Below are 12,064 nucleotides of genomic sequence, written 5' to 3' on the forward strand. Positions count from 1 at the left end.
GGCCGGTGTCCCTCCCCCGCCGCGGCCTCCTCGCCGCCGGCGCCGCCGCGGCGGCGCTGGGCGGGCTGCCGGCGCGGCCGCGCGCGCAGGCGAACACCATACGCATCGGCGTGCTCACCGACATGTCCGGGCCCTACCGCGACGCGACCGGGCCCGGCAGCGTGGTCTGCACCCAGCAGGCGGCGGCCGAGTTCGCCGACCGCGGCTTCACCATCGAGGTGCTGCAGGCGGACCACCAGAACAAGCCGGATGTCGGCGCCAACATCGCCCGGCAGTGGTACGACCAGGGCGTGGACGCCATCGTGGACGTGCCGACCTCCTCGGTGGCGCTCGCCATCAACCAGATCGCGCGCGAGAAGAACAAGGTCCACCTGAACTCCGGCGCCGCCACCTCCGACCTCACCGGATCCCAGTGCAGCCCGAACACGGTGCACTGGACCTACGACACCTACATGCTGGCCAAGGGTACCGGAGCGGCGGTGGTGCGCCAGGGCGGCGACACCTGGTTCTTCCTCACCGCCGACTACGCCTTCGGCCACGCGCTGCAGCGCGATGTCTCCCGCTTCGTAGAGCAGGCCGGCGGGCGCGTGCTGGGCGCGGCCCGCTACCCCTTCCCCGCCACCACGGACTACTCCGCCTTCCTGCTGCAGGCGCAGGCGAGCCGCGCCAAGGTGCTCGGCCTCGCCAACGCCAGCACCGACACGGTGAACAGCATCAAGCAGGCCAGGGAGTTCGGCCTGCACCGCAACATGCGCTTCGCCGCCCTGCTGATGGGCGTGATAGACGTGCACGCCCTCGGCCTCGACAGCGCGCAGGGGCTGCTGCTGACCGAGAGCTTCTACTGGGACCTCAACGACCGCACCCGCGCCTTCGCCGGACGCGTGCGGCCGCGCAACCAGAACCGCCCGCCCGTCATGGTGCCCGCCGGCTGCTACGGCGCCACCCTGCACTACCTGAAGGCGGTGGCCGACATGGGGGTGCAGGCGGCGAAGGCCTCGGGCGTCGAGGTGGTGAACCGCATGAAGGCGATGCCGGCCGACGACGACGCCTTCGGCCCCGGCACCATCCGCGCCGACGGGCGCAAGCTGCACCCCGCCTACCTGTTCGAGGTGAAGACGCCGCAGGAATCCCGCGGCGACTGGGACTACTACAAGGTGGTCGCCACGACGCCGGGCGAGGAGGCGTTCCGCCCCCTGGCCGAAGGCAACTGCCCGCTGGTGCGTAGCTGACACGGGGCGCCGCCAGGGCGGCGCCTCCATTCCGAGGGACCAGGGACCGCATGGACGATATCTTCGGCATCCCAGCGCCGCTGCTGTTCGGGCAGCTGCTGCTCGGGCTGATCAACGGCGCCTTCTACGCGATGCTGTCGCTTGGCCTCGCCGTGATCTTCGGGCTGCTCAACATCATCAACTTCACGCATGGCGCCCAGTTCATGATGGGCGCCTTCGCGGCCTGGATGCTGCTCAGCCTCGGCAACGTGCCGGCGGCCCGCACCGGCTTCGCGCTGATGCTGCTGCCGCTCGCCGTGCTGCTCCTCGACTGGCTGCTGGCCGCCCTCAGGGTCGCGCACCGGCTGCGGATCGGGCTCGCCACCCTCTTCGCCGTCCTCTGGGCCGGCAGCGTCTTCATGGAAGGCGGCGGGCCGATCAGCGGCGCCCTCGGCACCCTCTTCCCCCAGGGCCTGTCCTACTGGTGGGCGCTGCTCATCGGGCCGGTCGTGGTCGGCGCCACCGGCATCCTGCTGGAGCGGCTGATGATCAGCCGCCTCTACAAGCTCGACCACCTCTACGGCCTGCTGCTCACCTTCGGCATCGGGCTGATCATCGAGGGCGTGTTCCGCAACGAATTCGGCTCCTCCGGCCTGCCCTACCGGATCCCGCCCGAACTCTCCGGCGCCTGGGACCTCGGCTTCATGTTCATGCCGGTCTACCGCGGCTGGGTGGTGATCGCGGCCCTCGCGCTCTGCCTCGGCACCTGGCTGCTGATCGAGAAGACCCGTCTCGGCGCCTATCTCCGCGCCGCGACGGAGAACGCGGCCCTGGTCCAGGCCTTCGGCGTCAACGTGCCGCGCATGGTGACGCTGACCTACGGCTTCGGCGTGGCGCTCGCGGCCATCGCCGGCGTGCTGGCCGCGCCCATCTACTCGGTCAACCCGCAGATGGGCACCAACCTCATCATCGTCGTGTTCGCGGTGGTGGTCATCGGCGGGATGGGCTCGATCCTCGGCGCCATCCTCACCGGCTTCGCCCTCGGCGTGGTCGAGGGGCTGACCAAGGTGTTCTGGCCGGAAGCCTCCGCCACCGTCATCTTCGTCATCATGGCCATCGTGCTGCTCACGCGGCCGGCCGGCCTCTTCGGAAGGGCCTGACCCATGGCTGACACCACCCTGACCGGCACCGCGCTGCGCGGCCGCCCCGCGGCCGAGGCGGGCTACTGGGGCTTCACCCGGGCGCAGCTCCTGGCGCTCGGAGTCATGATTGTGTTCATGGCGGTCGCGCCCTTCTTCCTCTACCCCGTCTTCCTAATGAAGCTGCTCTGCTTCGCCCTGTTCGCTTGCGCCTTCAACCTGCTGATTGGCTATGTCGGCCTGCTCTCCTTCGGGCACGCCGCCTATTTCGGCATGGGCGGCTACATCGGCGGCCATGCGGCGAAGGTCTGGGGGCTGACGCCGGAACTCGCCATCCTCTCCGGCGCGGCGGTGGCCTGCGTGCTCGGCGCCGCCTTCGGCTGGCTCGCCATCCGCCGCTCCGGCATCTACTTCGCCATGATCACCCTGGCCCTGGCGCAGATGGTCTACTTCTTCTGCCTTCAGGCGCCCTTCACCGGCGGCGAGGACGGCATCCAGGCGATCCCGCGCGGCTCCCTGTTCGGCGCCATCAGCCTCTCCTCCGACATGGCGATGTACTGGACGGTGGCGGCGATCTTCCTGATCGGCTTCCTGCTGATCCACCGCATCGTCCACTCCCCCTTCGGCCAGGTGCTGAAGGCGATCCGCGAGAACGAGCCGCGCGCCACCTCGCTCGGCTACCGCACCGACGACTACAAGCTCATGGCCTTCACCCTCTCCGCCACCCTCGCCGGCGTGGCGGGGGCCACCAAGTCGCTGGTCTTCGGCATTGCCACCCTGACCGACGTGCACTGGGCGATGAGCGGCGAGGTGGTGCTGATGACGCTGGTCGGCGGCCTCGGCACGGTGTTCGGCCCGGTGATCGGCGCCACCGTGATCGTCACCATGCAGAACTACCTGGCCGAGATGGGCGCCTGGGTGACCGTCATCCAGGGCATCATCTTCGTCGCCTGCGTGCTCGCCTTCCGCCGCGGCATCGTGGGCGAGATCGGCAACTGGCTGAAGGTGAAGCTCTGAACCGGGGCGCGGGCGGCCCTTCCGGCCGCCCGCCGCAGGGGAATGGCCGGGCCTCCACCCAGGCGGGATCGCCCCGAAGCCGCACCGCCGGCGGTACGCCAGGTCTTGCGGATTGCGACGCTCCGCTCTCAAGCGCTGGTGCGTGCCCGGCTTCGCCGCATCGGCGCCCGATCCGCGGGGGCGTCCTCGCCGGAGCGGTGACTCAGCCGCCCGGGGAAAAGTGGATCATGCCAGGGCGGCGGCCATCCGGCCGCCTGCTTGCGTCGGGAGCGGGCCGCGCCCGACGGACCGACATTACCCCCTGAGCGTGGCGCCGGTTGCCCTGGTCACCGCGGCGATGACGCGCTCCGCCACCGCCTCGATCTCCGCATCGGTCAGCGTCGCCGCGCGCGGCTGCAGCGTCACCTGCAGGGCGAGGCTCACCTTCCCGGGCGGCAGCCGCTCCCCGGCATAGCGGTCGAACAGCGCCACCTCGGCGATGAGCTGGCGGTCGGCGCCGCGCGCGGCGCGCAGCAGCACCTCGGCCGGCACCCCCTCCTCCACCAGGAAGGCGAAGTCGCGCCGCACCGGCTGGAAGGGCGGCAGGTCGGGCATGCCCTTGCGGCGCCGCTTCGGCTCCGGCACCGCGTCCAGGAACACCTCGAAGGCCACCGCCGGGCCGGCGAGGTCGAGCGCGGCCAGCACCTTCGGGTGCACCTCCCCGAAGCTCGCCAGCACCGTTTTGCCCTGCCGCACCAGGCCGGCGCGGCCGGGGTGGTAGAAGCCGGGCAGGTCCTCCGCCGCCACCTGCAGCGCCGGCATCGGCACGCCGAGGGCGGCGAGCACCGCCAGGGCGTCGCCCTTGGCGTCCATCGCATCCACCGGGCGGGAGGGCTCAGCCCAGTGGCGCGGCGTGGCGCCGGCGCGCACCCCGGCGAGCACCGCGAGCTGCCCCTCTGGCGTCGCGTCGCGGTAGGCGCCGCCGAGCTCGGCCAGAGCGAGGTCGGGGAAGCCGCGCGCCGCGTTGCGCGCCGCCGCGAGCAGCAGCGAGGCGACCGGGGTCGGGCGCATCTGGTCGAGATCGGCGGCGATCGGGTTGGCGAGGCGCAGCGCCTCCGGCGGGCTCCACGGTGTCTGCCGCTCCGCGGCGGGGGGCACCTGCCGCTCCGCGGCGGGGCCGAACAGCGCGGCGAGATCGCGCGCCAGGAAGCCGAAGGAGACGCAGTCGAGCATCCCCCGCGCCGCCACCACCCGCCGCGCCAGGTTCGCCCGCGCCTGCCGCGGCGTCAGCGCCGGCGGCGGCACCGGCGAGGCGAGCGGGAGCGAGACGGGGGGCACGCGGTCGAGGCCGCGGATGCGCAGCACCTCCTCGATCAGGTCGCATTCCGGCTCGATCGCGGCGCAGCCCTCGGCGGCGGCGCGGGCGCGTTCGGGCGGCAGGGCGGGGTCCTGGTCGAGCGCCGGCGGCTGCGCGACGTCGTTGCGCCAGGAGGGCACCGCCACCGTGACCCGCGCCGCGTCCCGCGCCTCGACCGCGAAGCCGAGGCGCTCCAGGATGCCCACCGCCTCCTCCGGCGCGACCTCGGCGCCGCCATATCCGGCGAGGCGCTCGAAGCGCAGGGTGGCGCTGCGCCGCCAGGCCGGCTCAGCCCCGGCCTCCACCACCTCGCTCGCCTCCCCGCCGCAGAGCGCGATCATCATCGCCGCCGCGGCCTCGATCGCCTGCGGCATCAGCGCCGGGTCGAGGCCGCGCTCGAAGCGCGCGCGCGCGTCGGTGCGGATGTCGTGGCGACGGCCGGAGCGGGCGATGCGCACCGGGTCGAACAGCGCGCATTCGATGAAGGCCTCGGTGGTGCCCTCGTCGCAGCCCGAATGCTCGCCGCCGATGATGCCGCCGAGCGCCTCCGGCCCGGCGGCGTCGGCGATCACGCCGTCCTCCGGCGTGAGCGCGTACTCCCTGCCGTTCAGCGCGGCCAGGCGCTCCCCCTCGCGCGCCATGCGCATGGTCAGCACGCCGCCCTTCACCTTGCGCATGTCGAAGACGTGCAGCGGGCGGCCGAGGTCGTAGGTGAAGAAGTTGGTGACGTCCACCAGCGCGTTGATCGGGCGCAGGCCGATCGCGCTCAGCCGGTCCTGCAGCCAGCGCGGGCTCGGCCCGTTGGAGAGGCCCCGCAGCGCCCGCCCCAGCACCCAGGTGCAGGCGCGCGGATCGGCGATCTCCCAGCGCAGCGGCGAGGCGAAGGCGGCGGGCACGCGCTCCGCCCGCCAGGGCCGCAGCGCGCCGAGCCCGGCCGCCGCCAGGTCGCGCGCCACGCCGCGCACCGCGAGCGCGTCGCCGCGGTTCGGGGTGACGGCGATCTCGATCACCGGGTCGTCGAGCCCGGCCCAGCGCGCGTAGCTCTCGCCAAGCGGCGCCTCCGCCGGCAGGTCCACGATGCCGGTGTGGTCCTCGCCGAGGCCCATCTCGCGCGCCGAGAGCATCATCGCCTCGGAGCGGACGCCACGGATCTCGCCCGCCTTCAGGGTGATGCCGGTGCCGGGGATGAAGGCGCCGGGCAGCGCGGCGACGCCCATCATGCCGGCACGCGCATTCGGCGCGCCGCAGACCACGGAGAGCAGGCGGCCGTCGCCCACATCCACCTTCAGCGCGCGCAGGCGGTCGGCGTTCGGGTGCGGCACCGCCTCCACCACGCGGGCGATGCGGAAGGGCGCGAGGGCGGCACCGCGGTCCTCCACCCCCTCGACCTCGAGGCCGATGGCCGAGAGCGTCTCGGCGATGCGCTCGAGCGGCGCCTCCGTCTCCAGGTGCTCGCGCAGCCAGGACAGGGTGAACTTCATCGTCTGCTTGCCCCCATGCGCCGGGCGCGCGCCTCCGCGCGCGCGGCTCGCATCACACGCCCTCCGCCAGGGAGGGGGGCGAGAGCGGGTCGGCGCCGTAGTGGCGCAGCCAGCGCACGTCGCTCTCGTAGAAGGGGCGGAGATCGGCCATGCCGTGCTTCAGCATGGTGATGCGCTCGACGCCCATGCCGAAGGCGAAGCCCTGCCACTCGCGCGGATCGAGGCCGCAATTGGCCAGCACGCGCGGATGCACCATGCCGCTGCCGAGGATCTCCAGCCAGTCCCCGCCCTTGCCGAGCTCGCCCGTCCTGCGGTTCCAGCCGATGTCCACCTCCATCGAGGGCTCGGTGAAAGGGAAGTAGCTGGCGCGGAACCGCACCGGCAGGTCGGCGATGCCGAAGAAGGCGCGCAGGAAGTCGATCAGGCAGCCCTTGAGGTGGCCGAGGGTGATGGCGCGGTCGATCACCAGCCCCTCCACCTGGTGGAACATGGGCGAGTGGGTGGCATCGTGGTCGGCGCGCCAGGTGCGGCCGGGGACGATGACGCGGATCGGCGGCGGCTGCGTCAGCATGGTGCGGATCTGCACCGGGGAGGTGTGGGTGCGCAGCACCGGCCGCCGCCCGTCCGGGCCTGGGGGAAGGTAGAAGGTGTCGTGGTCCTGCCGCGCCGGATGGTGCTCGGGGATGTTGAGGGCGCCGAAATTGTGCCAGTCGCTCTCGATGTCCGGCCCCTCGGCCACGCGGAAGCCCATGGCGCCGAAGATCGCCACCAGCTCCTCCATGGTGCGGCTGATTGGGTGGATGGCTCCCGCCTCGGCGCCGAGGGGCGGGTGCGGGCGCGGCGGCAGCGTCACGTCCAGCCGCTCGGCGGCGAGGCGCGCCTCCAGCGCCGCCGCCTCCAGCTCCGCGCGGCGGGCCTCGATCGCGGCCTCGAGCTCGGCCTTGAGCCGGTTGAGGGCGGCGCCGCGCTCCCGCCGCGCCTCGGGCGGCAGCGCGCCGAGCGCCTTGAGCAGCGCCGTCAGCCGCCCGCCGCGGCCGAGCACGCCGACCCGCACCGCATCCCAGGCGCGGAGGTCCGCGGCGGCGGCAAGCTGCGCCGCCGTCTCCTCGCGCAGCGCGGCGAGATCATCGGCCCGCATCGTCGTCGCGTCGGTCATGGCATCCTGTCCCGCATGGCGAAGGGCCGCCCCCTCCGGGGCGGCCCTGCTGCGGAGCCGCTTCCACTCGGCCGCGCCTTGCGGAAACGGCTCCAGCCCATCCTTCTTGGAGCAGGCTCGCGCCTCCGGCCGGGTCCGGCCGTCCGCGATCCGCTCCGGCCTCGGCTGCCGGCGCGGAGAGGCCCCGCGCGGCGGGCGCTACTCCGCCGCCTGGGCGGGCGCGCGGGCGGCGCGGGCGCGCTCGACCAGCGCGGCGAAGGCCTGCGCGTCGTCGAAGGCGAGCGCCGCCATCACCTTGCGGTCCAGCGCGATGCCCGCGGCCTTCGCCCCGGCGATGAACTGGCTGTAGGTCAGCCCGTGCTCGCGCACCGCGGCGTTGATGCGCTGGATCCAGAGCGCGCGGAAGTCCCGCTTCTTGTTGCGCCGGTCGCGGTAGGCGTATTGCAGCGCCTTCTCGACGCGCTCCAGCGCCGGGCGGTAGTTGGTGCCGCTGCGGCCGCGGTAGCCCTTGGCGAGGGCGAGCACCTTCTTGTGGCGGGCATGGGCGGTGACGCCCCGCTTGACGCGAGCCATGTCTCAGCCCTCCTCAGCGCAGGCCGTAGGGCGCCCACTGCAGGACGGTCTTGGCGTCCTGCGGCTCCAGCACCTGGGTGCCCCGGTTCTGGCGCTTCATCTTCTGCGGGCGGTTGATCAGGCCGTGGCGCTTGTTGCCCGGCCCGGCCAGCACCTTGCCGGTGGCGGTCTGGCGGAACCGCTTCTTGACCGAGGACTTGGTCTTCATCTTGGGCATTTCGGATCTCCTGGTCGGGAAGCGCCGCCGCCCAAACCGGGGGCGCGCGGACGCGTGGCCGCGGCCGGGCATGCCCCAACGGGCCCGGTCGCGCGGGAGGGGCGGCCTATAGCCGCCGCGGCCGGGCGGCGCAAGGCGGCGCCGCGGGCAAGAGGTGCGCCCGGCCGCGCCCTCCCCTATATCCGTCGCCGCCGCAACGCCGAGGAATCCTCCGCATGGCGCCGACCTCGATTCTGCTGGGCCGGGGCGAGGAGCCCTGCGCCCTCCCCCTCTCCCGCGCCAACCGTCACGGGCTGATCGCCGGCGCCACCGGCACCGGCAAGACGGTGACGCTGCAGAGCATGGCCGAGGGCTTCTCGCGCGCCGGCGTCCCGGTGTTCTGCGCCGACATCAAGGGCGACCTCTCCGGCATCGCCGCCCCCGGCACGCCGAACCCGAAGCTCGAGCAGCGCGCGCGCGAGCTCGGCGTCACGGATTTCGCCTACGAGGCGGCGCCGGTCGTGTTCTGGGACGTGTTCGGCCAACAGGGCCACCCGCTGCGCGCCACCATCGCCGAGATGGGCCCGGTGCTGCTCGCCCGCATGCTGGAGCTGAACGAGGCGCAGGAAGGCGCGCTCACCATCGCCTTCGCCCTCGCCGACGACGAGGGGCTGCTGCTGCTCGACCTCAAGGACCTGCGCGCCCTCCTCGCCCACATGGCCGAGCGCACGGCGGAACTCTCCGCCGCCTACGGCCATGTCACCAGGCCGAGCCTCGGCGCCATCCAGCGCCGGCTGCTGATGCTGGAGCAGGCCGGGGCCGAGCACTTCTTCGGCGAGCCCGCCCTCTCCCTCGACGACCTGATGCTGACCGCACCCGACGGGCGCGGCGCCGTCAACGTGCTGGCCGCCGACCGGCTGGTCGCCTCGCCGCGCCTCTACGCCACCTTCCTGCTCTGGCTGCTCGCCGAGCTGTTCGAGGAGCTGCCGGAGGTGGGAGACCTGCCCAAGCCCAAGCTGGTCTTCTTCTTCGACGAGGCGCACCTGCTGTTCCGCGACGCGCCGCGCGCGCTCGTCGAGAAGGTGGAGACGGTGGTGCGGCTGATCCGCTCCAAGGGAGTGGGCGTCTACTTCGTCACCCAGAGCCCGCTCGACCTGCCGCAGAGCGTGCTCGGCCAGCTCGGCAACCGGGTGCAGCACGCGCTGCGCGCCTTCACCCCCGCTGACCAGAAGGCGGTGCGCGCCGCCGCCGCCACCTTCCGCCCCAACCCCCGCCTGCGCACCGAGGAGGCGATCACCGAACTCGCGGTGGGCGAGGCGCTGGTCTCCACCCTCGGGGCGGATGGCACGCCCTCGGTGGTGCAGCGCGCCCGCATCGTGCCGCCGCGCTCGCGCATCGGGCCGCTGACCGGAGAGGAGCGGGCCGCCATCCTCGCCGCGAGCCCGCTCGCCGGCCGCTACGACACGCCGCTCGACCGCGACTCGGCCTATGAGATGCTGGTCGGCCGTGCCACCACCCTGCCCGCCGAGGCCGGCCCGCACCCCGCCGGCCCGGCGCCGGTGCGCCAGGGCAGCCCCTGGGGCACGGCGCCTGCGGCCCCCCCTCCGGCCGGCGGCGCGCCCCCGCCCACCGCGCGGCGCATCCCCCTCCCGCAGCAGCCCTCCCGTCCCTCCGGCATGGGCGGCGTGCTCTCTGACGTGCTGACGGGCGGCGGCGGCAGGCGCCAGGGCGCGGGCGAGGCGCTGGTCAAGTCCATGGCCCGCACCATCGGCACCCAGGTCGGGCGGCAGATCGGCGGCGCGGTGCTGCGCGGCGTGCTCGGCTCGATCCTGAAGCGCTAGATCCGCCGAGGCGGCACCGCCGCGCGGCGGCGAGCCGGCCCGGCCAGGGGCGGGGCCGCCGCGCGCCGCAACGCTTTGATTCCGGCGCCCGCTGCCCTATCTCCGCCGCATCAGCCGGGCGCCGCGCCCGCCCCCCTGGCCCCGCGCCGCCGGAACGACATGACCGACATCCCGCTCTCCCGCATCCGCAACTTCTCGATCATCGCCCATATCGACCACGGTAAGTCCACCCTGGCCGACCGGCTGATCCAGGCCACCGGCGCCCTCTCCGACCGCGAGATGAAGGAGCAGGTGCTGGACAACATGGAGCTGGAGCGCGAGCGGGGCATCACCATCAAGGCCCAGACCGTGCGCCTGACCTACCGGGCGAAGGACGGCGAGGACTACGTCCTGAACCTGATGGACACGCCGGGCCATGTGGACTTCGCCTACGAGGTCAGCCGCAGCCTCGCCGCCTGCGAGGGCTCGCTGCTCGTGGTGGACGCCTCCCAGGGGGTGGAGGCGCAGACGCTCGCCAACGTCTACCAGGCGATCGAGGCCGGGCACGAGATCGTGCCGGTGCTGAACAAGATCGACCTTCCCGCCGCCGAGCCCGAGCGGGTGAAGCAGCAGATCGAGGACGTGATCGGCCTGCCCGCCGACGACGCGGTGCTTATCAGCGCCAAGACCGGCCTCAACATCGAGGGGGTGCTGGAGGCGATCGTCACCCGCCTGCCCCCGCCCAAGGGCGACCCGCGGGCGCCGGCGAAGGCGCTGCTCGTGGATTCCTGGTACGACCCCTATCTCGGCGTGATCGTGCTGGTGCGGGTGAAGGACGGCCACCTGCGCAAGGGCCAGAAGATCCGCATGATGTCCACCGGCGCCGTGCACACGGTGGAGCAGGTCGGCGTGTTCACGCCGAAGATGGTGCCGGTCGAGAGCCTCGGGCCTGGCGAGATGGGCTACCTGACCGCGGCGATCAAGACGGTGGCCGACACCAAGGTGGGCGACACCATCACCGACGACCGCACCCCCGCCGCCGAGCCGCTGCCCGGCTTCAAGCCCTCGATCCCCGTGGTGTGGTGCGGCCTCTACCCGGTGGACGCGGACGATTTCGAGAAGCTGCGCGAGTCGCTGGCCAAGCTGCGCCTCAACGACGCCTCCTTCCACTACGAGCCGGAGACCTCGGCCGCGCTCGGCTTCGGCTTCCGCTGCGGCTTCCTCGGGCTGCTGCACCTCGAGATCGTGCAGGAGCGGCTCTCGCGCGAGTTCGACCTCGACCTGATCGCCACCGCCCCCTCCGTGGTCTACCGCCTCCGCAAGACCAACGGCGAGTGGATCGAGCTGCACAACCCGGCCGACATGCCCGACGGTTCGGTGGTGGACGCGATCGAGGAGCCCTGGATCAAGGCCACCATCTTCGTGCCCGACGACTATCTCGGCGCGGTGCTGACGCTGTGCAACGAGCGGCGCGGCCAGCAGGTGGAGCTGACCTATGTCGGCAACCGCGCCATGGCGGTGTACCGCCTGCCGCTGAACGAGGTGGTGTTCGACTTCTACGACCGCCTGAAGTCGGTCAGCCGCGGCTACGCCAGCTTCGACTACCAGTGGGACGGCTACCAGGAGGGGGATCTGGTGAAGATCTCCATCCTGGTGAACAACGAGCCGGTGGACGCGCTCTCCTTCATGGCGCACCGCTCCGCGGCGGAGAAGCGCGGCCGCGCCATCTGCGAGAAGCTGAAGGAGCTGATCCCCCGCCAGCTCTTCAAGATCCCGATCCAGGCGGCGATCGGCGGGCGCATCATCGCGCGCGAGACCATCTCGGCCCTCTCCAAGGACGTCACCGCCAAGTGCTACGGCGGCGACATCACGCGCAAGCGCAAGCTGCTGGAGAAGCAGAAGGAGGGCAAGAAGCGCATGCGCCAGTTCGGCAAGGTGGAGATCCCGCAGAGCGCCTTCATCGCCGCGCTGAAGATGGACGCCTGACGCCGGATCCCGCCGAGCACCATCCGTGCGCCGGCGCCAGGGGGCGGATCGGTTGCGATCTCCCGGGGGTGCCGCCGCCCGAGCGGGCGCCTCAGGGCGCCGGCAGGTTCAGCGCCCGCCAAGCTAGACCTCTATTGCCCTGACTGTGCATA

Annotated in this window: 9 protein-coding genes; 5 read left to right on the top strand and 4 right to left on the bottom strand. The window is 72.8% G+C overall.

Translation table 11 applies throughout. The features are described 5' to 3' along the window. The first annotated feature begins 5 nt into the window (after positions 1-5). The 3 genes from ET526_RS16845 to ET526_RS16855 are packed head-to-tail and all read left to right on the top strand — an operon-like array spanning position 6 to position 3,364. On the top strand, positions 6-1,229 hold the full coding sequence (locus ET526_RS16845; protein WP_192898714.1) for an ABC transporter substrate-binding protein: 1,224 nt from the start codon (positions 6-8) through the stop codon (positions 1,227-1,229). A 50-nt stretch (positions 1,230-1,279) separates the two neighbouring features. Next, positions 1,280-2,368 (top strand): branched-chain amino acid ABC transporter permease, encoded by a 1,089-nt coding sequence (locus ET526_RS16850; RefSeq protein WP_135469195.1) that lies wholly within the window; start codon positions 1,280-1,282, stop codon positions 2,366-2,368. A gap of 3 nt (positions 2,369-2,371) precedes the next feature. After that, positions 2,372-3,364: a branched-chain amino acid ABC transporter permease gene (locus ET526_RS16855; protein WP_135469197.1), complete on the top strand. Its 993-nt coding sequence runs from the start codon at positions 2,372-2,374 to the stop codon at positions 3,362-3,364. A 294-nt stretch (positions 3,365-3,658) separates the two neighbouring features. Here ET526_RS16855 and pheT read toward each other — a convergent pair whose 3' ends face one another. The 4 genes from pheT to rpmI form a co-directional block, all read right to left on the bottom strand. Then, a complete protein-coding gene (gene pheT, locus ET526_RS16860; protein WP_135469199.1) occupies positions 3,659-6,181 on the bottom strand; it encodes a phenylalanine--tRNA ligase subunit beta in 2,523 nt (840 codons plus the stop codon). Positions 6,182-6,233: 52 nt separating this feature from the next. After that, the gene (gene pheS / locus ET526_RS16865) at positions 6,234-7,319 is read right to left on the bottom strand and encodes a phenylalanine--tRNA ligase subunit alpha (RefSeq protein ID WP_135469212.1); all 1,086 of its coding nucleotides are present in this window, start codon (positions 7,317-7,319) and stop codon (positions 6,234-6,236) included. A gap of 216 nt (positions 7,320-7,535) precedes the next feature. Next, entirely contained in the window at positions 7,536-7,910 is a 375-nt protein-coding gene (rplT, locus tag ET526_RS16870) for a 50S ribosomal protein L20 (RefSeq protein ID WP_135469202.1), read from the bottom strand. Positions 7,911-7,923: 13 nt separating this feature from the next. Then, complete coding sequence (rpmI, locus tag ET526_RS16875; protein WP_135469204.1) at positions 7,924-8,127, bottom strand: 50S ribosomal protein L35; 204 nt, start codon at positions 8,125-8,127, stop codon at positions 7,924-7,926. Positions 8,128-8,342: 215 nt separating this feature from the next. Between rpmI and ET526_RS16880 the strand changes: the two genes are divergently transcribed. Together ET526_RS16880 and lepA are read left to right on the top strand one after the other, a co-directional pair. After that, the gene (locus ET526_RS16880; RefSeq protein ID WP_135469206.1) at positions 8,343-9,947 is read left to right on the top strand and encodes a helicase HerA-like domain-containing protein; all 1,605 of its coding nucleotides are present in this window, start codon (positions 8,343-8,345) and stop codon (positions 9,945-9,947) included. Between the two features lie 159 nt (positions 9,948-10,106). After that, a complete protein-coding gene (gene lepA, locus ET526_RS16885; RefSeq protein ID WP_135469208.1) occupies positions 10,107-11,912 on the top strand; it encodes a translation elongation factor 4 in 1,806 nt (601 codons plus the stop codon). The last annotated feature ends 152 nt before the right edge of the window (positions 11,913-12,064 follow it).

This window comes from Crenalkalicoccus roseus (genome assembly GCF_004761865.1).
GTDB classification, from domain to species: domain Bacteria; phylum Pseudomonadota; class Alphaproteobacteria; order Acetobacterales; family Acetobacteraceae; genus Crenalkalicoccus; species Crenalkalicoccus roseus.

What these genes read in the sequence shown, in the direction of transcription:
- ET526_RS16850 (WP_135469195.1), top strand. Translation starts at nt 1,280, where the DNA reads ATGGACGATATCTTCGGCATCCCAGCGCCGCTGCTGTTCGGGCAGCTG.
- ET526_RS16855 (WP_135469197.1), top strand. Translation starts at nt 2,372, where the DNA reads ATGGCTGACACCACCCTGACCGGCACCGCGCTGCGCGGCCGCCCCGCG.
- pheT (WP_135469199.1), bottom strand. Translation starts at nt 6,181, where the DNA reads ATGAAGTTCACCCTGTCCTGGCTGCGCGAGCACCTGGAGACGGAGGCG.
- pheS (WP_135469212.1), bottom strand. Translation starts at nt 7,319, where the DNA reads ATGCGGGCCGATGATCTCGCCGCGCTGCGCGAGGAGACGGCGGCGCAG.
- rplT (WP_135469202.1), bottom strand. Translation starts at nt 7,910, where the DNA reads ATGGCTCGCGTCAAGCGGGGCGTCACCGCCCATGCCCGCCACAAGAAG.
- rpmI (WP_135469204.1), bottom strand. Translation starts at nt 8,127, where the DNA reads ATGCCCAAGATGAAGACCAAGTCCTCGGTCAAGAAGCGGTTCCGCCAG.
- ET526_RS16880 (WP_135469206.1), top strand. Translation starts at nt 8,343, where the DNA reads ATGGCGCCGACCTCGATTCTGCTGGGCCGGGGCGAGGAGCCCTGCGCC.
- lepA (WP_135469208.1), top strand. Translation starts at nt 10,107, where the DNA reads ATGACCGACATCCCGCTCTCCCGCATCCGCAACTTCTCGATCATCGCC.